At 63.8% G+C, this 25,874-nt stretch carries 26 protein-coding genes; 14 read left to right on the top strand and 12 right to left on the bottom strand.

All coding sequences use genetic code 11. From position 1 onward, the window contains the following. Positions 1-48 precede the first annotated feature (48 nt). On the top strand, positions 49-438 hold the full coding sequence (locus tag BSP239C_RS05870; RefSeq protein WP_101570849.1) for an N-acetyltransferase: 390 nt from the start codon (positions 49-51) through the stop codon (positions 436-438). After that, positions 435-1,010 carry a GNAT family N-acetyltransferase gene (locus BSP239C_RS05865; RefSeq protein ID WP_101570847.1) on the top strand — a complete coding sequence of 192 codons (576 nt, stop codon included), beginning with the start codon at positions 435-437 and terminating at the stop codon, positions 1,008-1,010. Before BSP239C_RS05870 ends, BSP239C_RS05865 begins: the two co-directional genes overlap by 4 nt. Before the next feature lie 59 nt (positions 1,011-1,069). Here BSP239C_RS05865 and BSP239C_RS05860 read toward each other — a convergent pair whose 3' ends face one another. Together BSP239C_RS05860 and BSP239C_RS05855 are read right to left on the bottom strand one after the other, a co-directional pair. Beyond that, a complete protein-coding gene (locus BSP239C_RS05860; RefSeq protein WP_101570845.1) occupies positions 1,070-1,528 on the bottom strand; it encodes a GNAT family N-acetyltransferase in 459 nt (152 codons plus the stop codon). 71 nt (positions 1,529-1,599) lie between these two features. Next, positions 1,600-2,637: a protein kinase domain-containing protein gene (locus tag BSP239C_RS05855; protein ID WP_101570843.1), complete on the bottom strand. Its 1,038-nt coding sequence runs from the start codon at positions 2,635-2,637 to the stop codon at positions 1,600-1,602. A gap of 184 nt (positions 2,638-2,821) precedes the next feature. On the opposite strand from BSP239C_RS05855, the gene BSP239C_RS05850 reads away from it, so the two are divergent. Further along, positions 2,822-4,345 carry an aldehyde dehydrogenase family protein gene (locus BSP239C_RS05850; protein ID WP_101570841.1) on the top strand — a complete coding sequence of 508 codons (1,524 nt, stop codon included), beginning with the start codon at positions 2,822-2,824 and terminating at the stop codon, positions 4,343-4,345. Then, entirely contained in the window at positions 4,345-4,764 is a 420-nt protein-coding gene (locus BSP239C_RS05845; RefSeq protein WP_101570839.1) for a DUF779 domain-containing protein, read from the top strand. Before BSP239C_RS05850 ends, BSP239C_RS05845 begins: the two co-directional genes overlap by 1 nt. 108 nt (positions 4,765-4,872) lie before the next feature. Here the strand turns inward: BSP239C_RS05845 and BSP239C_RS05840 are convergent, their stop codons facing one another. Continuing rightward, a complete protein-coding gene (locus BSP239C_RS05840) occupies positions 4,873-5,502 on the bottom strand; it encodes a helix-turn-helix domain-containing protein (protein ID WP_374701019.1) in 630 nt (209 codons plus the stop codon). An 82-nt stretch (positions 5,503-5,584) separates the two neighbouring features. Here BSP239C_RS05840 and BSP239C_RS05835 point away from each other — a divergent pair, with 82 nt between their 5' ends. Further along, positions 5,585-6,550: an NAD(P)/FAD-dependent oxidoreductase gene (locus tag BSP239C_RS05835; protein WP_101570833.1), complete on the top strand. Its 966-nt coding sequence runs from the start codon at positions 5,585-5,587 to the stop codon at positions 6,548-6,550. Continuing rightward, positions 6,550-7,218: a cyclopropane-fatty-acyl-phospholipid synthase family protein gene (locus BSP239C_RS05830; RefSeq protein WP_101570831.1), complete on the top strand. Its 669-nt coding sequence runs from the start codon at positions 6,550-6,552 to the stop codon at positions 7,216-7,218. Before BSP239C_RS05835 ends, BSP239C_RS05830 begins: the two co-directional genes overlap by 1 nt. Before the next feature lie 6 nt (positions 7,219-7,224). Here the strand turns inward: BSP239C_RS05830 and BSP239C_RS05825 are convergent, their stop codons facing one another. The 6 genes from BSP239C_RS05825 to BSP239C_RS05800 are packed head-to-tail and all read right to left on the bottom strand — an operon-like array spanning position 7,225 to position 14,966. Then, positions 7,225-8,568, bottom strand: coding sequence for an alkylhydroperoxidase domain protein (locus BSP239C_RS05825; protein ID WP_101570829.1), 1,344 nt, complete (start codon positions 8,566-8,568; stop codon positions 7,225-7,227). Position 8,569: 1 nt separating this feature from the next. Further along, a complete protein-coding gene (locus tag BSP239C_RS05820) occupies positions 8,570-9,613 on the bottom strand; it encodes a putative FMN-dependent luciferase-like monooxygenase (RefSeq protein WP_101570827.1) in 1,044 nt (347 codons plus the stop codon). Positions 9,614-9,623: 10 nt separating this feature from the next. After that, positions 9,624-11,315, bottom strand: a complete 1,692-nt coding sequence (locus BSP239C_RS05815) for an ABC transporter ATP-binding protein (RefSeq protein WP_101570825.1) — start codon at positions 11,313-11,315, stop codon at positions 9,624-9,626. Then, the gene (locus BSP239C_RS05810; protein WP_101570823.1) at positions 11,312-12,187 is read right to left on the bottom strand and encodes an ABC transporter permease; all 876 of its coding nucleotides are present in this window, start codon (positions 12,185-12,187) and stop codon (positions 11,312-11,314) included. The genes BSP239C_RS05815 and BSP239C_RS05810 overlap by 4 nt, the downstream gene beginning before the upstream one ends. Then, positions 12,184-13,260 (bottom strand): ABC transporter permease, encoded by a 1,077-nt coding sequence (locus BSP239C_RS05805; RefSeq protein ID WP_101570821.1) that lies wholly within the window; start codon positions 13,258-13,260, stop codon positions 12,184-12,186. Before BSP239C_RS05805 ends, BSP239C_RS05810 begins: the two co-directional genes overlap by 4 nt. Further along, positions 13,257-14,966 (bottom strand): TIGR04028 family ABC transporter substrate-binding protein, encoded by a 1,710-nt coding sequence (locus BSP239C_RS05800; protein ID WP_101570819.1) that lies wholly within the window; start codon positions 14,964-14,966, stop codon positions 13,257-13,259. Before BSP239C_RS05800 ends, BSP239C_RS05805 begins: the two co-directional genes overlap by 4 nt. A gap of 220 nt (positions 14,967-15,186) precedes the next feature. Here BSP239C_RS05800 and BSP239C_RS05795 point away from each other — a divergent pair, with 220 nt between their 5' ends. The 4 genes from BSP239C_RS05795 to BSP239C_RS05780 all read left to right on the top strand — a co-directional run bounded on the left by BSP239C_RS05795 (position 15,187) and on the right by BSP239C_RS05780 (position 20,032). Then, a complete protein-coding gene (locus BSP239C_RS05795) occupies positions 15,187-15,852 on the top strand; it encodes a VOC family protein (protein WP_101570817.1) in 666 nt (221 codons plus the stop codon). Continuing rightward, positions 15,840-16,508 carry a VOC family protein gene (locus BSP239C_RS05790; RefSeq protein ID WP_101570815.1) on the top strand — a complete coding sequence of 223 codons (669 nt, stop codon included), beginning with the start codon at positions 15,840-15,842 and terminating at the stop codon, positions 16,506-16,508. Before BSP239C_RS05795 ends, BSP239C_RS05790 begins: the two co-directional genes overlap by 13 nt. 59 nt (positions 16,509-16,567) lie before the next feature. Next, the gene (locus tag BSP239C_RS05785; protein WP_257930097.1) at positions 16,568-17,389 is read left to right on the top strand and encodes a DUF3152 domain-containing protein; all 822 of its coding nucleotides are present in this window, start codon (positions 16,568-16,570) and stop codon (positions 17,387-17,389) included. A gap of 90 nt (positions 17,390-17,479) precedes the next feature. Beyond that, the gene (locus BSP239C_RS05780) at positions 17,480-20,032 is read left to right on the top strand and encodes an ATP-dependent Clp protease ATP-binding subunit (RefSeq protein WP_101570811.1); all 2,553 of its coding nucleotides are present in this window, start codon (positions 17,480-17,482) and stop codon (positions 20,030-20,032) included. A 118-nt stretch (positions 20,033-20,150) separates the two neighbouring features. On the opposite strand, the gene BSP239C_RS05775 is transcribed toward BSP239C_RS05780, so the two are convergent. The 3 genes from BSP239C_RS05775 to BSP239C_RS05765 all read right to left on the bottom strand — a co-directional run bounded on the left by BSP239C_RS05775 (position 20,151) and on the right by BSP239C_RS05765 (position 22,157). Beyond that, on the bottom strand, positions 20,151-20,798 hold the full coding sequence (locus tag BSP239C_RS05775; RefSeq protein ID WP_101570809.1) for an endonuclease: 648 nt from the start codon (positions 20,796-20,798) through the stop codon (positions 20,151-20,153). Between the two features lie 52 nt (positions 20,799-20,850). Continuing rightward, complete coding sequence (locus BSP239C_RS05770; RefSeq protein WP_101570807.1) at positions 20,851-21,663, bottom strand: YidC/Oxa1 family membrane protein insertase; 813 nt, start codon at positions 21,661-21,663, stop codon at positions 20,851-20,853. Between the two features lie 188 nt (positions 21,664-21,851). Next, positions 21,852-22,157 (bottom strand): hypothetical protein, encoded by a 306-nt coding sequence (locus tag BSP239C_RS05765; RefSeq protein ID WP_101570805.1) that lies wholly within the window; start codon positions 22,155-22,157, stop codon positions 21,852-21,854. Between the two features lie 163 nt (positions 22,158-22,320). Here BSP239C_RS05765 and BSP239C_RS05760 point away from each other — a divergent pair, with 163 nt between their 5' ends. From BSP239C_RS05760 to BSP239C_RS05745, 4 genes are all read left to right on the top strand, one after another. Then, a complete protein-coding gene (locus BSP239C_RS05760) occupies positions 22,321-22,980 on the top strand; it encodes a ClpP family protease (protein WP_101570803.1) in 660 nt (219 codons plus the stop codon). Then, on the top strand, positions 22,977-23,558 hold the full coding sequence (locus BSP239C_RS05755; RefSeq protein ID WP_101570801.1) for a ClpP family protease: 582 nt from the start codon (positions 22,977-22,979) through the stop codon (positions 23,556-23,558). The genes BSP239C_RS05760 and BSP239C_RS05755 overlap by 4 nt, the downstream gene beginning before the upstream one ends. Before the next feature lie 108 nt (positions 23,559-23,666). Further along, positions 23,667-25,070 (top strand): sensor histidine kinase, encoded by a 1,404-nt coding sequence (locus BSP239C_RS05750; RefSeq protein WP_101570800.1) that lies wholly within the window; start codon positions 23,667-23,669, stop codon positions 25,068-25,070. Continuing rightward, complete coding sequence (locus BSP239C_RS05745) at positions 25,067-25,741, top strand: response regulator transcription factor (protein WP_101570798.1); 675 nt, start codon at positions 25,067-25,069, stop codon at positions 25,739-25,741. Before BSP239C_RS05750 ends, BSP239C_RS05745 begins: the two co-directional genes overlap by 4 nt. The last annotated feature ends 133 nt before the right edge of the window (positions 25,742-25,874 follow it).

The following is a 25,874-nucleotide window of genomic DNA, read 5'->3' as shown; positions in this document are numbered from 1 at the left end:
ATATCAAGGCAGGCTCCCCGCGCCGAGGTGGGCGCTAGGGTGGAGGCCATGACACAGTCACGATGGAGTGCAGTCCGAGACAACCAGGTTCCTGACGATGTGGATCGCCTGCTGCTGAGCGTTCCCGAGTGGTTCGGCAGACCGGAATCCAACGCCGAGTACGTCGATGATGCACGCACCATGGAGACATGGACGGTGCGCAGTGACGTCGGCGAGGTCGTCGGAGTCGGCACTGCGATGATGCGCGCGGTCGCAGCCGATGTGCGGGCGCGGGGCGCGCAACTGCTGCAGGTCAAGACATTGGGTGCTTCGAGCCCCGATCCCAACTACGACCGCACCCGTCACTTCTACGAGAGGATGGGGTTCATCCCGCTGGAGGAGACCGACCTGTGGGACGAGGCGACGCCCTGCCTGATCATGGTCATGCCGTTAGTATGACGCTGCCACCGTGGCCCGCGGACCCTCCGACCTTTGGGCAAGTTCGACTGCGAGCAGTGGAGGCGCGGGACGGTGCAATGGCCCGGCGGCTGTCGACCGATCCTTACGTTCCGCAGACGGGCTCCCTTCCGGGCGATGCCTCCGCGTCGGAGGCCGGTGCGTGGGTCGTACGCCAGCAGGGTCGTCATGCAGAGGGGGCAGGCTTCTCGTTCACTATTGCGCGGCGTTCTGACGGTGACGCGGTCGGTCACTGCGGTCTGTGGCTGAAAGGCCTCGAGGAAGGTCGGGCAAGCGGTGGCTACGCGATTGCTCCAGCTGAACGCGGTCGCGGATACGCTGCTGATGCGCTCGCCGCGTTGACTGAGTTCGCTTGGTCTGTCCCGGGCGTTCAGCGGATCGAACTGTTCATCGAACCGTGGAATGCCGCGTCAATCCGCACCGCCGAACGCGCTGGTTACCGTCGTGAGAGGCTCCTGGTTGGTTACCAGATGATCGGTGGTCAGAGTCGGGACGTGCTTCTGTATGTGGCCGTTCGGGCTCCGAAGCGGGCGAAGGCAGGTAGGAATTTCTAGAGTGAGGAGGCACGTATCGAGCTATTGTCATCGCAAGTTGATCAGTTTGGAATTTGGAATCAGTTCGTTATGTCGTCATGTCGAGGGGTGAAGCGTAAGGCGTTCGTGTCTCTTCGCACGAAACCGACCGATTGGTACAGCTGTAAGGCGGCTTCGCGCGACGACCGCGAGGTGAGGTCAAGTGATCTTAATTCGCGTTCCGTTGCCAACGTCGTCATCCTTGTAAGCAACAATCTGGCAATGCCCCTTCCTCGCATGGAAGCATCGACCACAACGTCTTCGACATGGCCGCGTAAACCGGTTGGCAGTGGTACTGCGACGAATGTTGCAGTGCCAACAATCTTCCCGTCGAGGCGTGCCACGAGAAGTTCAGTTGCTTCATGTTCGACGACCGCCTCCAGGCGACCTCGGTCGAATGTCGTTGTGGTCGAGAGCTGGCCGAGGAGTAGAGCAAGATCATCCACGTCATCGGATGTGAGGGACGTAAGAGCCTCAATTTCGGGGAGCTGTCCAGTCATGTCAACAAACTACCAAGACCCACATCTTCTCCGTTTGCTCGATCAGGTGGTGGAGGAACAGAAGATGAAACTCACCGGTCGCCTCGCTGCTCAGCACCCTCGTACCTCGCCCCGAACGCATCCCGAATGAGGAGGGCGAACATCTCCGTCATGCGAACGACGACGCCCGCGTGGTCGGCGATGAGATCGGCACCTGAACCTAGAGCAACTCGAACCGGATCAAGCTCAGAGGCAGAGCCGTCTCCGGCAGCGGCACGCAACAGAGCCAGTCGTCCGTCTGCGCTGGAGTAGCCGAGTTCGAACAGCACCCAGTGGAACAGGTGCATCAGCGCGGTGTCCCGGTCGAAGTCTGCGTGTGAGGGCATTGCGGACTCTTCGTCCGGAGTGAGGACGAAATCAGGATGCAGTGACAACCCGAAGTCGGTGAACAGCAGTCTGCCTTCATTGACGAGGATATTTCCCGGGTGGACATCGAAGTGCTGAAACCCTTGCTTCTTCATCCACGCTGTGGCTTCGATGATCTGTTTCACCGTATGGGTGAAATCGAACTCCCTGGTGTTCCCGGCCAAGCTTGTGCGTATCGAAGAGCCGAGAGTCCCAGGAACGTATTCGAGAAAGAGCACCATACTCGACCGGGCGGCCATCATCTCGGCGAGCTTCTTCGCCACCTGAGGCCACGAGGATCCCCACCGATGCTGCGGGCCATCTCCGGCGAATTCGCTGAGATCGGTTTCAGTCTTCAGGTCGATGTTTCGCCACCCGAGCAGCAGCGGAAAGAAGTCCACCGCTCCGGAGCAGACCCAGGACGAGGTCATTTGGTGAGCTGCCAGTTCTCGGCCGACCCCGTGCGAGGGGCTGCCGATCCCGTAGTGGGAGACGAATGGAAGCCCATTGTGATTGACGGCAGCAAGAGGGTCGGCCCGTTCTGCCACGGTGATCGGCAGCTGCTTGATAAAGACAGGTGCTCCATCAATGTGCGTCGTCCGGGTGGTTCCGCCGATGCCGATCCCGACCTTCTTGGCCGTGGCCACGAGCGCGCGCACCTCCGAGTCCTCAAGTCCGGCGATCACGGCAGAGATTCTTCGGGCACTTTCCAGTCGTGCGGTCATCACCACACTCTAGGCGCAGAACCGCTAACGTAAACGTGACACCAGCCTGCACGGCGATAGGAAGTCACTCAGACTATTGTCCACTCGCGCTCTGAGACCTATGGTGAGAAGACACGGACACATCTGCTCGGTCGGGTCGATATACAGACCCGGGTGAGCGGCTGGACTCACACGAAGGAGTGTCATGGCAGTCTACTCAGCACCCGGTACCGAAGGTTCTCTCGTCACGTTCAAACCGCGCTATGAGAACTACATCGGAGGGGAGTGGGTGCCGCCGAAGAACGGCAACTACTTCGAAAACATCACCCCCGTCACGGGACAGGCATTCACAGAGATTCCCAGCTCCACCGCCGAAGACATCGAAACCGCACTCGATGCGGCCTGGGCAGCGGCACCCGCCTGGGGCAAGACCTCGGTGACGGAGCGTTCGAACATCCTTCTCAAGATCGCTGATCGCATGGAAGCCAATCTTGAGATGATCGCGGTCGCCGAGACCTGGGACAACGGCAAGGGCATCCGCGAACCGCTGGCCGCTGACATTCCACTGGCCATCGACCACTTCCGCTATTTCGCCTCGGCGATCCGGGCACAGGAAGGCGGTCTGTCCCAGATCGATGACGATACGGTTGCCTATCATTTCCACGAACCGCTCGGCGTTGTCGGCCAGATCATTCCGTGGAACTTCCCCATCCTCATGGCCACATGGAAGTTGGCACCGGCCCTGGCAGCAGGAAACTGCGTCGTCCTCAAGCCTGCCGAGCAGACCCCGGCATCGATCCTCATCCTTGCCGAACTCGTCGGCGACCTGTTGCCGCCCGGCGTCCTCAACATCGTCAACGGATTCGGCGTCGAGGCGGGCAAGCCGCTGGCCTCGAACAAGCGGATCAAGAAGATCGCCTTCACCGGTGAGACCACGACCGGTCGTCTCATCATGCAGTATGCCTCGCAGAACATCATTCCGGTGACCCTGGAGCTCGGCGGAAAGTCCCCGAACATCTTCTTCGAAGACGTCCTCGCCGCTGACGACAGCTATCGCGACAAGGCGCTCGAAGGCTTCGCGATGTTCGCGCTCAACCAGGGCGAAGTCTGCACCTGCCCATCACGAGCTCTCGTCCAGGAGTCGATCTTCGACGACTTCGTGGCCGCAGGCGTCGAACGGGTCCGAGCCGTCAAACAGGGCAACCCCCTCGACACAGACACCCAGGTCGGTGCACAGGCCTCGAACGATCAGTACGAGAAGATCATGTCCTACCTGCAGATCGGTAAGGATGAAGGCGCCGAGGTGCTCATCGGCGGTGACAAGGCCGAACTCGAAGGCGACCTCGCCGGAGGGTTCTACGTCCAGCCGACGATCTTCAAGGGCACGAACAATATGCGAATCTTCCAGGAGGAGATCTTCGGTCCCGTTGTCGCCCTGACCTCGTTCAAGGACTATGACGACGCCATCACCACGGCAAACGACACGCTCTACGGACTGGGTGCCGGCGTCTGGGCTCGGACCGGAAACATCGCCTACCGCGCCGGCCGAGACATCCAAGCCGGTCGTGTATGGGTGAACAACTATCACGCTTACCCGGCCCATGCCGCGTTCGGCGGATACAAGTCATCGGGAATCGGCCGAGAGAACCACCTGATGATGCTCGACCACTACCAGCAGACGAAGAACCTGCTGGTCAGCTACTCGGAGAACGCGCAAGGATTTTTCTGATGAGTGAATCAACCGAAACAGCAGTCCTCGAATCCACACCGACCATCGATGGTGAGGAGAAGTCGCGAGTGGCCATGACACAGGCCACCGTCGACCTCCTTAGCGAACTGGTCGCCAAACATGGCCAACTGATGTTCCACCAATCGGGTGGCTGCTGCGACGGATCCTCGCCGATGTGCTTCCCCGAAGGCGATTTCCTGACCTCAGACGCCGACGTTCTGCTCGGCCACTTCGAACTGCCCATCGATGACAGTGAGAAGGCGGGCCTCGACTTCTGGATGTCGGTCGAGCAGTTCGAGTATTGGAAGCACACCCACCTCACCGTCGATGTGGTTCCTGGACGGGGAGGCGGCTTCAGCGTCGAATCACCGACGGGCAACCGCTTCATCATCCGGTCCACGCTCATGGACATCGGCTGACACTATACGTTCAGATTCGCCGACATACGGGCGTCGCGCCGAGTTGCGGGTTTTCACACCTGGTGCTCTGTGCGACGCCCGTATTTCGGTGTGGGCTTGGCGGCTATTCTACTCGGCGCCGAGGTGGCGTTTCGGTGCCGCACGGATGTGGGCTCGTTCGCCCTGCTTGCCGACGAGGCTGAGAAACTCGACCGGCCCTGCGCTGGTGGCGCCGAACCAGTGCGGGGTGCGAGTGTCGAACTCGGCGGCTTCGCCGGGCTCGAGGATGAGGTCGTGTTCGCCGATGACAAGGCGGAGGTTGCCGTTGAGAACGAAGACCCAATCGTAGCCCTCATGGCTGCGCAGCTCGGGTTTCGCTTCATCCAGTCCCGTCGGCAGCACGAATTTGTAGGCCTGGATTCCTCCGGCGCGACGTGTCAGCGGCAGGATCGTTCGGCCGTCGCGAGTGGGCAGGGGGCGCAGATTGATGCGCGGATCCCCTGTCGGCGGCGCGTCGACGAGCTCGTCGAGAGTGGTTCCGAATGCTCGCGCCAGCGGCAGCAGCTGTTCGAGGTTGGGGCGGCGGTGCCCGGCCTCAAGCCGGGACAGCGTGCTGATCGAAATTCCTGTCTCCCCGGAGAGGTCGGTGAGGGTGATGTCGCGGCGTTGCCGCAGCTGCTTCAGCCGCGGCCCGACAGCGTCAAGGGTGCGGTCCATGTGTTCATCCATACCCATGAGTTTGCCATTCGGCAAACTCATTTGCAATTGTCTCCTGGTGTCGTCACCATCGAAGTATCGGAGCGCCGTTGCGGTGGCTCCACAATCGTGGGAGGACGAAGACATGACAGAGAAGAAGAGTGCGATCAGAGACATCGTGATCGTCGGAGCTGGCGCAGCAGGACTGAGCGCGGCGCTGACGCTGGCACGTGCCCGCCGGACAGTGACAGTCATCGATGCCGGCCAACCTCGCAATGCCCCGGCTGACGGCGTACACGGGCTGCTCGCACATGAAGGCATCAGTCCCACGGAGCTGCTGGCCCGAGGTCGAGACGAAGTTCTGAGCTACGGCGGCGAGATCGTCGACGACCAGGTCACGAAGGTCAGCGGCGAAGTCGACAGGTTCACGCTCACCGTGGGCAGCGGAGACGAGATCGTCGGCAGACGCTTGCTCATGGCGACTGGCCTCGTCGACGAGCTGCCTGAGATTCCCGGCGTCCGCGAACAGTGGGGGCACGGAGTCATCCACTGCCCCTACTGCCACGGTTGGGAGGTACGGGACAGTCGCATCGGCATCCTTGCCACCAGTCCGATGGCTGTCCACAAAGCGTTTCTGTTCAAGCAGTGGAGCCCTCACGTGATGCTCTTCTCCGGAGACCAGCAGCTCACCGAGGAAGATCAGATCAGACTTCAAGCTCTCGACGTCCCCGTGATCGACGGCGGCATCGACAGCCTGGAGATCACCGATGACAAGCTCACGGGTGTGCGACTGGACGACGGGCAGGTCGTTGCCGTCGACGCTGCAGTTGTGGCCACGCCGATGGTTGCCCGCACCGAACTGTTCGCAGGCATCGGTCTCGAGCCCACGGCCCATCCTGCCGGTGCGTTCATCGAGACAGAGGCCTTCGGGCAGACCGCGGTCGACGGCGTCTGGGTGGCTGGCAACGCTACCGATATCGGAGCCCAGGTCAGCGGTGCGGCAGCGGCGGGTGCGCTCGCCGCTCAGCACATCAACACCAACCTCACCTTCACAGACCTGGACCACGCAGTGGCAGAGCTGGAGACCAAACAAGCAGAGAAGGCGAACTGATGACACACTCTTTCGACAAGAACTACTGGGACAAGACCTGGAGCGGTGAACGAGCACCCGCGATGAGCGCAGGCGATCCGAACCCCCACCTGATCAACGAGGTCGGCGGACTCGAACCAGGTACCGCGTTCGACGCCGGCTGCGGTGCCGGAGCAGAAGCGATCTGGTTGGCGAAACAGGGCTGGGCCGTCACCGGGGCCGATGTCGCGGACGCGGCGCTTGGGTACGCGAAGGACCGCGCGGCGGCCGCTGGAGTGAACGACCAGTTGCGCTGGGTTCAGGCTGATCTCTCAACATGGGAGCCAGACATGCAATATGACCTGGTTACCACCCACTATGCACACCCGGCAATGCCTCAGCTGGACTTCTATGACCGCATCGCAGACTGGGTGGCGCCGGGGGGAACGCTGCTCATCGTCGGCCACCTCCATCACGAGCACAGCACCCCAGCACACAGCACCATCAGCGAGGGCGCTCACCGCCGCGAACACGGCCATACTCACCCGCCAGTCGAGGCCTCAGCCACGGCAGCCGCTATGACAAAGCGTCTGGATCCAACGGTTTGGACCGTGATCACAGCCGAGGAATCGCATCGGTCCGTCATCGGTCCAGGAGGTCGACCCGACATCATCGACGACGTCGTCCTTCGGGCGGCCCGCCGCAGCTGAGTCACGTCACTTCCCGGGTGCCAGCACCTCTGGTTCGCCGAGGGAGAGCATGAGGCGATTGGCCCAGTTGAAGAACGCCGCACAGCCTAGGACATCGATGATGTCCCCATCCTCGAGGCTGGCTTCGCGTAGTGCGTTCACATGCGACGGGCCAAATGTCTGAGGTGTGAGCGTGAGCGCCACAGAAGCGTCGACGACTGCATCCCAGACAGGATCGCCGAGGTTGGACGGCGTTTCGATGCCCATGTCGAGCAGAGTCTGCATGAGGTCCCGGCGCCCGGATTCCTCGGTGGCCCGGTCCGAGTGGATCGAGGCGCAGAACAGGCAGCCGTTGAGTCGTGAGGCCACGGTCGCCGCGAGTTCGCGTTCGGCCCGACCGAGCCCGTCGGTGGTGTTGAAGAAGATGTCGAGGTCGGTCAGCGTCCGTGCCCGCAGAGCCGCCGGGTCCCTGGCCAGGAGGCGGAAGTAGGGGTTCTTCGCCCGCCCCGCCTCGATGAGGGCCTCGCGCTGGGCATCGGAGAGGTCCGCCTCGGCGACGGGGGCGATCCAGGGCACCCATCCCAACCCGGACTGCTGGAAGAGTTTCGGGCGACTGAGTTCAGGGTGGGCGCTGACACGTTCGCCCACCCGAGCCAGGGCCTCACTTCCTTTGGAAGAAGCGGCCGGTTCCCTCGCCGAGGTGGTCTCGCCGACATCGTTGACCGCTTCTGGCGGCTCGTCGGCGACTGGGGCCTGTGCTGCGGCCGGGGCGTGGGCGAGTGCAGTCAGGCCTGTGCTGATGCGGATCTGGAAGTTGAGGAAGGATACGAGCTGTGCGAGCGTGACGATCGAGTCCTCGTCCCAGCCGGCGTCGAGCAGCAGTGCCATGTGTTCGGGCCGAGCGTCGCGCGGATGGAGGGCCAGAAGGTGCGCGAATTCTAGTCCGGCGGCCAACAGCGGACCGAGGACTTCGATGGAATTCTTCTCCACTGTAAACCACGGTCCGACAACGTTCTCTGCCGCCAGGTCAGCGGATTCGAAGGCCCCATAGGGACCGCGCACCGATGACCGGGAGTCGAGTTCGGCCAGAGCCTCGTCGAGGAGTTCGGCGATCGCCCAGGAAGCGACTTCGTCCTCGTCACGGAGGAGGTCGCGGTAGAACTCCTCGGCGGCGGGTGCGCCCAGCAGGCCAGCGGTGAAGGCGGCGACGGCGTAGCGATCACGGTAGGAGATTCCGCCGGTTTCGGCGGGTTCCAAGAGAGCCTCGAAGCTGCGCTGCGCATTCTCCTTGGCCTGTGCACGATGATCGCGAAGGAGATCGAGTGGGTCATGCGCGGCGATTCCCGCGAGGGTGTTGATGATGTCGGTCATGTCAGGCCGCCTGTTCTGTCGTCAGTATCAGTCCCAGGGCCGGCGCCACCTTAGTGGCGAGAAGTTCGATGGACCGCAGCGTCGTTTCGTTCGTTGCCGGCACCGAGTGTACCTGGAAGCTGACGTCGGTGGCCCGTGAGAGCACACGTTCCGTGGACAGGCGTTCGATGACCTGTTCGGGTGTGCCGAGGTAAGTGTCGGTGGCGATGAGCAGTTCGTCGAGGCTCAGCCCCGAGGTGTCGTAGCCGACGAGGCGGTCGGCCTCGGCCCGCAGCGCCGGCTCGGTCAGGGCACGCAGCTCAGGCAGGTCCTCGGAGTCGGCAACGACGGCGGTGCGGGAGGCGAGGATGCGGGGTTCGACTCCGGCTGGCAGTTTCGAGAGGTAGGTGTCGATGACCGGCAGCTGCACCTCGTCGAGGCTCGCCTCAGGCTTGTCCTGGGGGCGGGGCTGGGTGCGCGAGAGCATGAGGCCATCCCCGGCGGCACCGGCCGCTCCGGACCCGCCAGCGGAGAACGTGGCCTGCCAGAGGCGTTCGGAGAGTCCGTGACCCTCAGACAAACCAGCCTCCTGTGGGTAGAGGGTGTGCCCGGTGTCCAAGGATTGACCGGCGAGGAGGGTCTTCAATGCGGAAAGGTTGTCGGCGAAGACTTCGCGGCGTTCGTCGAAGCTGGTGCCGAAGGCCGGGAAGGACTTCGGGTTTCCACCGGACCCGAGTCCGATCTCCAGGCGTCCCCCGGAGAGCACATCTGTGACTGCGGCGTCTTCGGCCACGCGCACACCGTTCTCCATGGGCAGGGTGATGATCGCCGTGCCGAGCCTGATCCGAGAGGTCTGGGCCGCGGCATGGGCGAGGAACACGAGTGGGGAAGGCAGTCCGCCTTCGGCCGCAGAGAAGTGGTGCTGGGCGACCCAGGCGGAGTCGAAGCCGTGGGTTTCGGCCGCCTGGATCTGTTCGAGCGCGAACCGATAGCGCTGGTCAGCCGGTGCATCTTCGAGCAGGCGTGTGAAGAATCCGAGCCGGGGTGCTGTGGAGTTGTTCGTCATCGTCTGGGTCTCATCTTTCTGCTGCTGCGAGCACTGTCGGATTCTTCGCGATGTTCTCCCCGTCGCCGTGGAACATCACGGGGCGGGGGATCGCAGCGAGGAGGGAGCGTGTGTAGTGGGTCTGCGGGCGCGCGAAGAGGTCCTCCGTCGGTCCGTTCTCCATCAGGCGCCCCCGCGACATCACCGACACCGTATCAGCGATCTGGCGCACGACCGCGAGATCATGGGAGATGAAGACATAAGTCAGACCCAGCTCCGCTTGAAGGTCGTCGAGGAGGGTCAGGATCTGGGCCTGCACGGTGACGTCGAGGGCCGAAACCGCTTCATCGAAGACGACGAGCTTCGGCCCCGCGATGAGGGCACGGGCGATCGCCACACGCTGCAGCTGACCGCCGGAGAGTTCCTGGGGCCGCCGGTCAAGGAAGTCGATCGGCAATGCCACCCTGTCCAGAGCCTCGGCGACAAGAGAAGGGAGTGAACTGCGGGTCCCGATGCGGAAGTTACGCAGTGGCTCGGTGAGGATCTGCCTGATCGAATGCTTGGGGTCCAGCGCCGAATACGGGTTCTGGTGCACCAGCTGGACCGTGCGTCGGAAGTCCCGGAGGCGAGCCCGGGCACCGTGGCCCCGTGACGTGTCGGTGGTGTCGAATTCGCCGATGCGTATCCGTCCGGCCTGAGGGGTGAGGAAGCCGGCCAGTGCCTTGCCGGTCGTCGTCTTCCCTGACCCGGATTCGCCCACGATCCCGTGGGTGGTTCCGCGTTCGACGCTCAGCGACACATCGTCGACGCCGATGACCTGGTCATCGTTTCGGGCATAGACCTGGGTCAGGCCCTCGACAGAGACGAAGGAGCCCTCCCATTCGGCGCATGCATCGGGGGCTGCAGACCGGTGGCGTGACTTCGTCTTCAATGCCGGAGCGTCGGCGAGGAGTCGTGAGGTGTAGTCGGTGGCGGGCCGTGAGAAGATTCGAGCCGCCGGGCCGGTCTCGACCACGCGTCCGGACTGCATGACGACGACCTCATCGGCACGTTCACCGGCGACAGCCAGGTCGTGGGTGATGAAGAGGACACCCATCCCGGTCTCTTCCCGCAGCTCATCGAGAAGGTCGAGGACCTGCTTCTGCACGGTCACGTCGAGCGCCGAGGTCGGCTCGTCGGCGATGAGCAGACGCGGGCGCAGAGCGATGGCGGAGGCGATGAGCACCCGTTGACGCATGCCGCCGGAGAGTTCGTGTGGGAACTGGTCGGCGCGCATCTCGGGCCGATCGATGCCGACCTTGGCCAGCAGGTCGATGACCTGGGCACGGGCGGACTTCCGGTCGGCGCGCTTGTGGATCCGCAGCGCCTCGGCGACGGATTTCCCGATGGTCTGCAGAGGATTGAGCGAGCTGCCGGGGTCCTGGGGCACATAGCCGATCTGGCTGCCGCGGATCCCACGCCAGGCGCTGGCCCCCAGCGAACCCAGATGGACTTCGCCGAGGCGGATGTGCCCACCCGTGATCAGCGCGGATTCCGGGAGCAGGCCGATGGCCGCATTCGCGGTCGTGGACTTGCCAGACCCGGATTCGCCGACGACCGCGGTCATCGACCCGGGCCGCACGGCGAAGGAGACGCCATCGACGGCTGGTGCTGCAGGTTCATCTCGGAGTGAGTAGGCGACACGCAGATTCTCGACGGACAGCAGGGGGACGGACTCGGTCATGATGTCGCCTTTCGCAGGGTGTTGCCGATCTGGTGGGTGGCCAGGACGATGGCCATGACGACGAAGCCGGGCAGCACCGTCAGCCACCAGGCGGTGGCCACGAAGTTGCGGCCCTCAGCGATGATGAGGCCCCATTCCGGTGTAGGCGGGGGAGTGCCGTAGCCCAGGAAGCCCAACGTCGAGATCTGGAGGATCGCGGACCCGATCTGCAGCACAGCCAGGGACAGCACGGGCGAAATCGAGTTGGGCAGGATGTGTCGGAACAGGACGGATAAGAAGGTGCCGCCCGAACCGTAAGCCGCAGCCACGAAGTCGCTGGTGTTGATCCGCACCGCCTCTGACCTTGAGAGACGTGCGAACTGGGCGATGGCGGTGACGCCGACGGCGATGGCCGCGTTGATGGTGCCGAAGCCCAAGACGATGACGATCGAGAGGCTGAGCAGGATCGCGGGGATCGAGAGCAGCACGTCAATGAAGCGCATGAGCACATCGTCGAGCCAGCCGCGGCGAGTGCCGGCGATGAGTCCGATCGCCGTTCCCACCACGAGACCCACACCCACGGCCACCAGGGCGGCCAGCAGCGACTGGGACGCGCCGTAGACAACGCGGGTGAACGCATCACGCCCGGTCTGGTCGGTGCCGAACCAATGGTCGAGGCTCGGGGCCAACAGTGCAGGAGTGGTTCCTCCGTCATTGGGATCATGGTGGGTGAACAGTCCCGGGAAGAGTGCCCACAGGACGGCGATGAGCAGCACCAGAGCGGAGACGATGGTGGCCGGCGTGATGCTCGCGCGAAGGCGTCCGCGTCGCTTCGAGGTCCCAGCTGAGGGGCCTGCAGCCGAGGTGCCTGTGAAGGTATCGATGAGGCTCATGAGTCCCCGCCTTTCGTCGTGGACGTCCCGGGTGTCTCATCCCAGATCAGGTTGACTCCGACGCTGGCGGCGGTCGTTGTCAGCGCCCGGCGGGTGGGCTCGTCGGAAGGCTTCTTCCCCGCCGAGGTGGGCCCGGGCTGAGTGCGCAGGCGCACGTCGATGACGGGGTAGAGGAGATCGACGATGAGGTTGATGATCACGTAGGCCAAGGTTGCGATGGCGACGACGGCCAGGAGGATCGGATTGTCGCGGTGGGTCACTGCCTGCGCGGTGATCTGCCCGATGCCGTTGCGGCCGAACACTGTCTCGGTGACCACGGCACCGGCGACGAGTTCACCGAAGACCAGACCGATGATCGTGAGCCCAGGCAGGACCGCATTGCGAGCCACAGCGTGAACGAGGATCCACAGTTCGCTGGCACCCTTCGCCGCGGTGACCTTGACGAACCCGGAGGCCTTGACGTCGGTGATGGAGCGGATGAGCACCTGCGCGATCGGGGCCGAGAGCGGAACCGCCACGGTCAGTGTCGGGAGGACGAGCGCCTCGGCGGGGCCGGGGGAGACGACGGAGACCAGGCCGAACTGGAAGGAGAAGATCTGGATGAGCAGGATCCCCAACCAGAAAACGGGAATCGAGATGAACAGGCTGGGCACCGAGTCGAGGAACCTCCGCAGCCAGCGATAAGGCCCGTAGGTGGCCAGCACCGCGATGAGGACGGCCAGGACCAGGGCGGAGACGAACCCGGACAGGGCGAGCACCGCGGTCGAGGGCAGGGCCGCGGCGATGATCGTCGACACGGCAGCACCTGTCTGGACGGAGAAGCCGAAGTTGCCGGTGAGGAACCCGCCGAGGCTGAGGAAGTAGCGGCTGATCCACGATTCATCGGCCCCGGTCTCGGTCCGGATCGTTGCGATCTGATCGGGCGAGAGACCCAGCGCTGGATCCGCGAATCGGGCGGTGACGCCGTCGCCGGGGATGAGGCTGAGCAGGATGAAGGCGGCCGTGAACGCCAGCAACAGGACCAGCAGAGCCTGGCCCAGGCGCAGGAAGAAGTAACGGATATCGAGGATCATTTCTGACCTGCCAACCATGTGCTGTAGAAGTCGGGGCGGCCCACCGGTTCGGTCGCGAATCCGTTGACCCGGCGACGGAAGGAGAAGACCTGGGGCTCTTCGAAGAACGGCAGCACATAGGCGTTCTCGACGAGGTAGTCCTGGACCTTCTCTGCGGCTTTCTGCCGCTTCTTCGTCACGGGTTCCGAGGCGAGTTCGTCCAACAACCGGTCGATCTCGGGGTCGATGCTCTCATCGGCGGCGTCATCGCGGTCCTTGCCGTTGAGGAAGACGTCACGGTTGACTGAGGAGTAGTTCGAGCGCAGATTGTCGAAGTCCGCGCGGGCGACCATCGAATGGTAGATCTGGATCGTATCGAGGTCGAGAGCATCCAGGGTCTGTTTGGACTGGTCGCCGGGGTTGATGGACAGACGTACGCCGACGTGGCGCAACTGCTGCTGGATGAGCGTCTGCACCTCATTCGAGCGTGGCTGCGGCAGGGCGATGTTGACGGACAGCTGAAGGATCTGGCCGTCCTTGATGCGGAAACCGGCGGCATTGCGCTCGGCCCAGCCGGCCTCGTCGAGGAGTCGGTTCGCCGCCTTCGGATCGTGGACCCACGATCCCGACTGATCCTTGTAGCCCATGGCGCCCTTGGCCAGGAGCCCGGTCGCCAAGGGGTAGTTGGGGGTGAAGAGCTTGTCGACGATCTCCTGCCGGTCAACGGCGGAGATGATCGCCTGCCTGACTTTGAGGTCGGAGAGCAGTTCGTGCCGGAACCGGAAGTTGATGCTGTTGTTGATGCCGTTCGTGGCCTTGGCGTAGAGGCGCAGACCCTGCTCGGTCACCCGCGATTCGTCGGGGGCCTGGACGTCGCGGACACCGTCGGCCTGTCCGGAGAGCACGGCGCCGATGCGTACCGAGTACTCGTTGTTGGTCAGGTAGTCGATGCCGTCTAGGTGGGCTCGTCCCTGATGTTTCAGGTGTGGTGGCGCCCAGTCGTAGTCCTCGCGGACCCGCACGGACAGCTTCGTGCCGATCGTCTCCTCGGTGATGTGGAAGGGCCCGCAGGTGTGGATTCCGGTGGCGCCTCCGGGCCCGAAGCCCTCGGCGTCGAGTCCCAGCGTCGAATCTGCGAGCAGGCCGGCGTTCATCGTCGATGTCGCCTGCGCGAAGCCGGGGGAAGGGGCGCTGAAGTGGAAGCGGACCGTGTTCTCACCGAGGACCTCGCTGCGCTCGTAGTTCGAGATCTGCTCGGAGACCGGAAGAGTGCGTGCCTCGTCGCCTCGTCCGAAGAGGTCGAAGTTCTTCGCCACGTTCTTCGCCGTCAGCGCCGAACCGTCGGAGTAGGTCACTCCCCGACGGATGGTGAAGGTGAACTCGGTGGCGTTCTCGTTGATCTCCGGCAGCTCCGTGGCCAGCCAGGGGTGGAGTTCGAGGGTTTCCGGGTCCTGCCACAGCAATCGTGCGGAGATGTTGTTCATGATGCCGCCGTTGGGATAGAACCCGACCGAGGGCGGGTAGAGCAGTGTCCACGTCTGGGGCTCGAAGTACGTGAGGACCCCGCCCTGCACCGGGTGGCCATCCTGGGCCGATGGGGCATTGTCGGTGGGGATGCACGCGCTGAGCGTGATGATGGTGCCCAAACCCAGTCCGAGGCTGAGGAAATTGCGGCGGCCGTAGGTGCGCCCGGGGCTCGCCGAGGTGGAGGGACGGAGGTCCGTCATGGAATGTGGTCCTTTGTGCAGATGAAACCGAGATTGGGGTGGGCCTGTTTTTCAGATCGCTCAACTAATCGTCGATATAGCTCAACAATTGGAGCTGGTGACCTTTTTGAGGTCGATGTGAAGCCGGCGCCACAGCATTCGGGCCTCTGGGGGTGTCTGCATGCTTTGAGTTAAGCGCATCGGCATGCTGGCAGTCAATCCGATCGCTTAACATTGAGTCATGTTGTTGCCTCCCGATTTTGATCATCTCGTCATTGCCGTGCCGAATCTCGCCGAAAGTGTTGAGCAATATAGCAACTCCCTCGGGGTGAAGGCTATTCCCGGCGGGGCCCATCCGGGTCTGGGTACGGCGAATGCTCTGCTCGGCCTCGAGGTTGAGGTTCGCCGCGACAACTACCTCGAGATCCTCGGGCCCGACCCCGAGCAGGACCCAGCCCTTGCCGCCTCGCGCTTGGCGGGGATCACCGAGCCCACGGTGCAGCGGTGGGCGATCCACCCGCCCGATTTCGACGCAGTCGTGACTTCGTGCGCACGTTCCCCGCGGTCAGCCGAGCGTTCGAGCGAACCGAGGGTCGACCTCGGCGAGGTGCATGACATGACCCGCCGCACCCCTGAAGGCGCGCTTCTCGACTGGAGGCTGACGAGGCGCAATCCACTGGCGCTGGGAGGAATCCAGCCGTTCCTCATCGACTGGAAGAGTTCTCCGCATCCCGCGCGGCAGCCGATGCCTGTGGTCAGCCTCGAGCGGTTCTGGGCGACGAGTACGGATGTAGACACAACATCCAGAGTTCTGCGATCCTTGGGGGCTACCATCGAGGTTGAAGCAGGCGTCACAGAAGCCCTGCACGCCACACTGAAAGGTCCTGGTGGATCATGGACGATCTGAGTACGATTCCCGCCAATCTTGACCACCTCATCATCACGGTGCCCGAGCTCGAAGCCGGGGTCGCTGAATTCGAGCGCCTCACCGGAGTCCGCGCCGTCGCCGGTGGGTGTCATCCCGGCCGAGGAACCGCGAACTATCTTGTCGGTCTCACCACTGCAGGCGGGCCCGCCGACGCCCACACCTACCTCGAGATCCTGGGCCCGGACCCGCAGCAGACGCCACCGGCAGACGGCACGCTGCCACTCGACGCGCACCTTGCAGAGGGCCTGACCCTGCAGACCTGGGCGATCCATCCGCACGCATTCCTCGCGAAGGTCGCCGGTGCCAATACCGAGGGAATCGACTTCGGCGAGGTCCGCGATATGTCCCGGGAGACCGCCGAGGGAGAGCTGCTGGAATGGCGGCTGACCTCCAGGACTCCGCTGCCGGCCAAGGGCACTCAGCCCTTCCTCATCGACTGGGGCGAATCGGCCCACCCCGCCGAGGCGGCCTTGCCGACGGTGGAGCTCGAAGAGTTCTCCATCGAATCCCCGGACGCCGAGGCGACCCGCCGTGCCCTCGAGGTGCTCGGTGCCGACGATACCCAGATTGTCGAAGGCAGCGAACACCGACTGCATGCACGCCTGCGCGGTCCCAGCGGTGTCCTCGAGTTCTGAGGATCGACTGAACGACGAATCTGGTCGATGGGCGGAGAGGGAGCGCTAGACTCGTGAGAGTGTCGAGACCTCCCCGCCTTTCACTGCGCCCCCAGCCCGCATCACGCCGACTGATCGCATCCGGTCAGCGGCGAGCCGCCTCGGCGGTGGTTGCGGTGTCTCTGCTCATCGGGCTCAGCGCCTGCGCACCCGACTCGGGGCAGGAGACACGCCCCGGCCCTTCCGAGAGTAAAACCGTCGCGGCAGGCGAAACCTCGACGCCGAGTGCATCGAGTCAGCCGAGCACACCCAGCGCAGCAGAGTCTGCCGCTGCGGCCGCGAAATCGGCTGGGTCCGCCGGTGTCAGCGAAGGTGACATCGATATGAAGGGCAGCGGCGAGTGGGACCGCCCGAAGAAGGAGACAGGGCCCAACCGTGACGAGGGCAAAACTTTCAAGGTCGCGCTGCGGGTTGAAGACAATCTTCCGATCGATGTCGACGGGGCCGCGGCATTCATCATCAAGACGTTGCAGGACGAACGCGGCTGGCAGGACCTTGATGATGTGTCCATCGAAATGGTCGATGAGGGCCAGGACGCGATGATCTCCATTGCCAGCCCCGACACCGTGGATTCGATGTGCCTGCCATTGCGCACCTTGGGCAAACTCTCCTGCCGCAACGGCAACAGTGTCATCCTCAACGCCAAGCGCTGGGTCTCGGCGACCGATGAGTTCGATGACATCACCCAATACCGTCAGTACCTCATCAACCATGAGGTGGGCCACGCCCTGGGACACAGCCACGAATCCTGCCCAGGTTCAGGCAAGACCGCCCCGCTCATGCAGCAGCAGACCAAGGGCCTGCAGGGCTGTGAACCCAACGGGTGGCCCTCGAAGGGCTGAGACACAGATCGCAGAGTCGCTGCGGGAATAAGACCGCCCCCTTCGTCGTTGATTGAGTCGTATAGGCTCAACTTTCGACAGGAGGTCAGATTGGCTACGTTCTTCGGATCCGCCGGTTCTGGCGGAGATTCATTCGACGAGTTCCTTGCCCGTTTTCTGCAGGGACAGCAGGGCGCGCGCAAGGGGCGCAGCGTCGACATCAACAAGCTGCTGAGCAAACGCAGCCACGAGGTCATCGACAACGCCGCTGACTATGCCAGAGAGCACGGTCAGGCAGAGGTCGACGCCCTGCACATTCTGCGCACCATGGCAGAGACCGAACCCGGTGTCTCAGCGATCCGTCAAGCGGGCGCTGACCCCGAGCAGGTCGCCCATGCCGTGGAAGAGCGTCTGCCAGCATCCTCGAGCACAAAGCCCGAGGGCCCACTGACTCTGACCGGTTCCGGTCAGCGTGCGCTCCTCGACGCCTACCAAGTGGCGCGGGCGTTCGGCTCGACCTACGTCGACCCGGAGCACCTGTTCTTCGCCTTCGTGCTCAACCACGAGATGCCTGCCGGTCGCATCCTCGCCCAGGCGGGCGTGACACAGGAACGACTGCAGGCCGGAGCAGAAGCCGCCGAAGCCGGTGACCCACAAGGCGGGCCCGGCGCAGGCCAGCCGGACGAGACCATGCTCGAGCGATTCGGCACGGACCTCACGGCGCTGGCAGCAGACGGTGAACTCGACCCGGTGATCGGACGTGCCGAGGAGATCCAGGAGACGATCGAGATCTTGGCCCGCCGCACCAAGAACAACCCGGTACTCCTCGGTGAGGCCGGTGTCGGCAAGACCGCGATCGCAGAAGGACTGGCGCAGGCCATCCACGCCGGTGAGATCCCGGCGCAGCTCTCCGGCAAACGCGTCATCGCACTCGATCTGCCGGGAATGCTCGCGGGAACCCGTTACCGCGGTGACTTCGAGGAGCGCCTGACCGGTGCGCTCGACGAAATCGCCGAGGACGGCGAGATGATCGTCTTCGTAGATGAGCTTCACACCCTCGTCGGAGCCGGCGGCAATGGCGAATCCAACTCGATGGACGCCGGCAACATCCTCAAACCCCGACTGGCCCGCGGAGATCTGCACCTGCTGGGTGCGACCACGCTCAAGGAATACCGGACGATTGAGAAGGACTCAGCTCTCGAACGTCGGTTCCAGCCGGTGCGCATCGGAGAGCCCAACATCGAGGATGCAGTGACCATCCTCGACGGGCTCAAGGACCGCTACGCCGAGCACCACAACGTGACCTACACACCCGAGGCGATCCGCGCCTCGGTGGAACTTTCCGATCGTTACATCAACGACAGGTTCCTGCCGGACAAGGCAATCGACCTCATCGATCAGGCGGGTGCCCGACTGTCGCTGAAGCGCGGACCCAAGGTCGATGCCAAGGCTCTGCGTGCAGAGATCGAACGCCTCGAGACCGAGAAGAACACCGCGATCGGCGAAGAGAACTATGAGCGTGCTGGGGAACTGCGCGACGAGATCATGAGCCTGGGGGAGAAGCTGCATGCGGCAGAGAACCCGGACGAAAGTGCGGTGCAGGCTAGGGCCGACGCCAAGCCCAGCGTCGTCGACGCCGACCAGATCGCACAGGTCGTGTCCCGAGCCACCGGAATTCCGGCGGCGAGCATGACTCAGGGGCAGAAAGCCAAGTTGTCTAGACTCGAAGAGATCCTCCACGGTCGCGTCATCGGCCAGAACGATGCCGTGACTGCGGTGTCGAAGGCCGTGCGTCGGTCGCAGGTGGGTATGGGGGACCCGAACCGTCCCATAGGCAGCTTCCTCTTCTTGGGCCCCACCGGTGTAGGTAAGACGGAGCTGGCGAAGTCTCTGGCTGCGACCCTGTTCGACGACGAGTCGGCGCTGATCCGGTTCGACATGAGCGAATTCGGCGAGCGTCACACCGTCTCACGTCTGGTGGGTTCTCCTCCCGGCTACGTCGGTTACGACGAGGCCGGCCAGCTCACCGAACAGGTCCGGCGCAAGCCGTACTCGGTGATCTTGCTCGACGAGGTCGAGAAGGCGCACCCGGACGCATTCAACCTGCTGCTCCAGGTCCTCGACGACGGTCGTCTGACCGATGGTCAGGGCCGAACCGTGGACTTCAGGAACACCGTCATCATCATGACGAGCAACCTGGGCTCCGAGTTCATGGCCGGCAGTACCCCGCTGGGCTTCAGCTCCACCGACGCGAAGGTCACCGAGAAGGACCTGAGTGCGAAGGTGATGGGCAAGCTCAAGGAGTTCATGCGTCCCGAGTTCCTCAACCGGATCGATGAAACGGTGATGTTCTCGCGCCTCGACCGTGAGCAGCTGGCCGTCATCGTCCGTCTCCAGCTGGAGCAGTCGGTGCAGCGTCTGGCCAAACAGGGCATCAGCCTGAAGGTGTCCGAGGCTGCTGTGGAGTGGCTCTCCGACACCGGGTACGAACCCGAGTTCGGTGCCCGTCCGCTGCGCCGTGTGATCCAGCGTGAGCTCGACGACCGCATCGCAGACCTCCTCGTCAATGAGGCAGTGTCCGAGGGTGGAACCGTCAGCGCCACGGTAGAAGACGGGCAGCTGCGCGTGATCGCGGGAATCCCCGAGGTTCCCGTGGCAGCATAAGGCGACCACCTGCACGAAAGAAGGCCCGGGCCAGAGGAGACAATCTCTGGCCCGGGCTTTCTACTGTCTTGTGAGCGTCTGCCAGGTGGGCGTGCGACAGTGAGCCGGTCGCCCCGAGTCAGTCGCTGAGGATGCCTGGCTCCCTAGCCACTCTCACGAGTGCCGCTGCCAGGTTCACGAATTCGTCGCCCGCGACCAACTCACCCAGTCCCTTCGCATCGTCTGGCAGGCCCGCTGCTGCGGCGCCCTTGAGGACGAGTTTGTCGGTGTAGGGTCGCAGCTCGGTCCACACCTGCTGTGCTTCGCGGAGGAAGATGCTGGCTCCGGTGGGACCGATCCCGGTGAATTCCTGCAGGAGTTTCGAGATCCGAGCCGGGTCACCACCGGCTTCCTCGCGCAGTCTCCGCAGGTCGCCATCCCACCGAGTCAGCAGCAGTGCGGCAGCCTCGTCCAGGCGGGTGGCTGTGCTTTCGTCATAGCGTCGGTAACCTCCTCGTCCCAGAGCATCAACGCGCTGCTGCCATGTGCTCTGGCGCAGACGCTGCGGCGTCCTCCATCCCATGGAAAGGAGCTCCCGGGAGGTGGTGAGTGCGATATCGGAGCTGATGCGAGTCGACAGCAGCAGGCTGAGGACGAGGAGCTGCCACAGGGGAGCGGGTTTGTCGCGCAACGTGATCCCCGCCTCGGCCGCGAACGTATGACCATGTTCGTCCACCAGGCGGCGTGCGAGTTCCTCGTGCCTGCCGCTGAAGTTTCGTACGTTCATGCCGGCGATGCTATGTCATGAGGCTGAACGCACACACTCCCAGACTCCACATTCAGCCGGCGGAATTCTGCAGTTCCCGCTCATCGTCGCCCTTCACATTGACCTTGAGGGCACGGTTGAGCACGAGGCGTTCTGCCAAGGTCCATGTTGTCGTGGTCATCAGATAGAGCGTGGCCGCCAGGGGGACGAAGAGCGCGATGACAGCGGTCATGAACGGCATGAAGCTTAAGACCTTGGTCATTCCGGACAGGTCCGGCATAGCAGGCTTGTCCGTACCGGAAGTCGGGGCAGGCGGTGTCTGCGGCATATCGGGGGTGAGCAGATGCCGCGACAAGGCGGCAACGACGGTGATGACGACGACGATGACCGCGAAGACCGCGACCGAGACCGCTGTCAGATCCCCGGACCGCAGGAGACTGACGAAGCCGGCGTTGAGGGGGATGTCAAGCAGGGAGTGATTGAGGAGTTCATTCGCGTGCCCGCCGATCGTGGATTGGATGAAGATCCCGTAGACGGCCATGAGTACAGGCATCTGTGCGAGCACGGGCAGGCAGCCAGCCATCGGGGAGGCTTTCTCCTCCTTGTAGAGTTCCATGATCTTCTGCTGCATGAGCTCGGGATTCTTCTTGTGGCGGGTCTGCAGTTCGGAGATCTTCGGGGCCAGTCGACGCCGGGTGATTCCGGCTTTGACCTGGGACAGCCCGACCGGGATGAGGACGGCGCGGACTACGAGCGTGAGCACCACGATGGCCAGTGCCGCGCTCGCGGTGCCGGCCAGGGGATCAAGCAGGGCGGTCAGCCAGGTGACGACCCAATAGGCGGCGTTGACGAGCAGTTCGATGGGTGGAAATGCGTAGATGTTCATGGTGAGGGCCCTCCTGGGCGCTGCCGGTGCAGGCAACTCGGCCGTGCAGCGAAGTGCAGCAATCGTGATGTCGTCATGGGGGTTCAGTGACAGAACGACGCATGGCGACACCACGGGCGGGCTCTCTTATAGAGGCAGCAGGAGTGACGTCGGGTCCGTGCTTCAGGGCACGGTGATCACATCGTCGTTCAGGCGAAGGAGCGAACGACGAAAGAGGGGGCTCTGGCTTGAGCGGTGCCCGGAGTTCCAGGTTCCTCGGGCATGCGGAATTGGCGAACATCGGTCCGCTCATGCCGCATCCAGGGACCGTGGGGAGCCAGGGACAGAACCCTGACGAGAGCCTTTGCCGCCCAGGGTGCCACCGGCGACAGCAGTGCGGCACCCAGCAGGACGAGGACGATCAGATGCATGGACGACTGGGGAATGACCGTATCGGCATCGGTGCTCAGGAGCACCACGATGAACTGAACTGTCATCCACAGGTTCAGCAGCATTCCGGTCGGCCTTCCATTCAAATAGTCTGAAGTCGTCAATCGATTTTATCACGGCAGCACACCGCCGCCGGGGTCATAAGCTCCTCGTCCGCTCACAGCGGCGCATTCCCGCTCGGAGCAGAAACATCTTCCGGTCAGGCACAACGAGCGCCACAGTGGTGCCATGAACACACGAATCGCGACCAGCCATGTCCATAGCCGACCCGCCCAGCCATCGCCGAGGTGGAGCGACGATGAGGACGCCCCGACGACCACGTCCATCCCCGAATCCCAGAGAATGCTCTACGCCTACCGTTCGGTGGTCTTCAACGGGGAGCTGCGCGATGAGAACGGGATGGAGATCATCTCCCGCCTCATCCTCCTCTCCGCCGAGGACCCGCACAGTGACATCCACCTGTGGATCAACTCGCCCGGCGGGTCGGTGCCGATGATGCACGCGATCGCCGATGTGATCGAGACTGTGCCCAACGACGTGATCACGGTGGCGTTCGGGTGGGCCGCCTCGGCGGGGCAGTTCGTGCTCATGATGGGCACGCCCGGCAAACGGCTCGCCCTGCCTCACGCGAGGATCCTCCTGCACCAGGGATCGTCGGGGATCGGGGGAGCCGCGGCCGATATCGAACTGCAGTCCGGGGACCTGCGCAACGTTCGTGATTCTGTCCTTAATCGCATCGCCGAGGCGACGGGAAAGTCCTATGACCGCATCTTCGAAGACTCCCTGCGCGACCGGTGGTTCACCGTCGAACAGGCGTTGGACTACGGTCTCATCGATCGCATCGTCGACTTACCGGACGATCTGCGCGGCGGAATCGGGGCGCCATGAGCCAGTACACGATCCCGAACGTCGTTGACCGCTCAGACGGCAACGAGAAGATCGTCGACGTCTATTCACACCTCTTGGGCAACCGCATCATCTACCTCGGTGTGCCGATCGATGACGGTGTGGCCAACACGGTCATCGCCCAGCTGCTCCATTTAGAGGCCAGCAGCCGGGAACTGCCGATTCAGCTGTATATCAATTCTCCCGGCGGATCCCTGACGGCCATGACCGCCATCTATGACGCGATGCGCCACATCGGTGCGCCCGTGGCGACCATCTGCGTGGGGCAGGCAGTGGCCGATGCCGCGGTGCTCCTGGCGGCAGGAGAGCCTGGACAGCGCTCGATCCTCGAACATGCTCGGGCGGTGCTGCGCCAGCCCCACACCGAAGGTGCCCGCGGGGCCATCCCGGATCTCATCGTCGCTGCTGATGAGATCGCCCGGCAGCGCCGTGAGGTCGAGGCTATGTTGGCGCAGGGGACCGGGCGTAGCGTGGAGCAGATCCATACGGACCTCGACCGAGACCTTGTTCTGAACGCGAAGGCGGCTCGAGAATTCGGCCTCGTCGATCAGATTCTCTGAGCTGATCCGGGGCCGGTTTGCGCCGGTGCGGGTGTACTCCGGGAGAAGACCGCTCGGATACTCCCGTGGGACGACGCCGAATCCCTCTCCAGTGACTACGATCAGAGGATGAGCCGATCCAGGCATGTACCCGCCGAGGCGAACGGTCCCAGTCGACGTGTCCTGCGCCGAACTCGTCTGCGCCTGGCAGCCCTGAGTGCCCTGGCCCTGCTGCTCCAACTGCCCTTCGCTGTGTTCATGGCCGCCCACGATGGTGCTGATGCGACTGCCGGAAGTGTCCGGGTCGCGGTGGCTCTGCTCTCCCCAGCGATCTTCCTGCTCTGCGTTCGCTGGCCCGGGCCGAGAGCGGCGATCATCGCCGGACTGACTCTCCTCGACATCGTCAGCTGGGCCGCACTGGCCAGCTCCAACATTCCCGGCGCATGGACCCATGATCCCAGCAATCGTCCCTGGCCAGAGCCCGGACCGGGCGGCATGTGGGCGCAGGGACTCACCGGCCCCGAGATGACCCCGTTCTACGCGGCATTCCTTTTCGCTCTCGTGGCGGCCATGGTTCGTGGTCGCCAGATCTGGGCCATCGCCGCCGCAGCTGGCGTGTGGGTGGGCGCACTCCTTCTGGCGCCCTTCTTCGGAATCGACTGGTCGGTGGGACGCGTCGCCTCAGCGACCATGGGCCTGCTCATCACCCTGGGTCTCGGTGCTTTCGTCCGGCGCAGACGCGAAAGCAGGAGGATCGAGGCAGAGGAAGCGCAAGCCCGGCATCTCGAAGTGATCACCGCCGAGAGGCTGCGCATCGCCCGTGATCTCCACGATGTGCTCGGACATTCCCTGTCCCAGATCAATGTGCAGGCAGGTGTGGGCGAGTACCTCATCGACCGTGACCCCGACCAGGCCAGACGCGCGCTCGCCGCCATCAAGGAACTCAGCCGAACCGGGCTCAACGAGGTCCGCTCCGTGCTCCACACGATGCGCTCCGACGCTGCCGATGCCACCGGCGGCGATGCCACCGAAGCCGCCGGCACTGGCACCGACACCGCGAGTGCCGACGCAGGCGAGCCGCTGGCCCCCGTGCCGGGGCTTGACGACCTGCCGGCACTCGTCACGGCAATGGGCGATCATCCCGCCATCCACCTCGATGACCAGCGCGAACGCCAGGCCGACGGAACCCGTGAGCACCCGGGCAATGCCGCCGATGCGGCCGCATACCGGATCGTGCAGGAAGCGCTGACGAATGTGGTCTGCCACGCTCACGCCACCCACGCGAGTGTCAGAATCTCGCGCGAGAACTCATCTCTGTGCATCGAGATCGGCGATGACGGCAACGGAACCGACACTGCGACCTTCGAAGAAGGCGATGGCACGGGGACCGGCCTCATCGGGATGCAGGAGCGGACGAAACTTCTGCACGGAACCTTCACGATCACCTCGGCACGCGGGGAAGGCACGCACATCAGCGTTCGCCTGCCCTGGATGGACGGACACGGAAGACTAAATTCGGAGGCTCAGGCATGACCGATATTTCAGTGGCGATCGCCGATGATCACCAGCTGGTCCGCGCCGGCTTCGCCTCGCTGCTGGATGCGGAACCGGACATCAACGTGCTCGTGCAGGCCTCCGGCGGGGAAGAGCTGCTGGAGAAGCTGACAACGACGCCGGTCGACGTCGTCCTCATGGACATTCGGATGCCTGACGGTGACGGGCTGTGGGCCACCGAACAGATTGCCGCCGATCCCGGTCTCGACCAAGCACGTGTCGTGCTCGTGACGACCTTCGGCCTCGACGAATACATCGTGCGCGCGGTCAGGGCGGGTGCCAGCGGATTCCTGCTCAAGGACACCGAGCCGGTCGACCTGATCCGGGCGGTGCGCGTTGTTGCCGAGGGTGAGGCGCTGCTCTCGCCCGAGGTGACGAAGTATCTGCTGTCCAGGATGTCCCTGGGCCTGCGGTCCGGTCCCACGAAGAACCTCGACGTTCTCACCGAACGAGAGCGCGAGGTGCTCGCCCTCGTCGGCCAAGGGCTGTCGAACGACGAGATCGCAGCCAGACTGGTGCTGTCCCCGCTGACGGCGAAGACCCATGTCTCGCGCATCATGAGCAAAGTCGCCGCACGCGATCGGGTCCACCTCGTCGTCCTCGCCTACGAGTGCGGGCTAGTCTCACCCGGATGGCTGCACGGGGGATAGGCGCTGGGCGCGCGAGCAGTAGTCGCCGGCTGCGTGGGCAGTCGGCGCTCATCCGCAGCGAGTACGTGAAGTGACTCCCGATGGGGGATTCGCCGAGGCGGCCGAGCGCGAAAGATGGATGTCATGTCCACGA

Source organism: Brevibacterium sp. 239c, assembly GCF_900169365.1.
Classification (GTDB): Bacteria; Actinomycetota; Actinomycetes; order Actinomycetales; family Brevibacteriaceae; genus Brevibacterium.
This window is presented reverse-complemented; position numbering and strand designations above follow the sequence as displayed.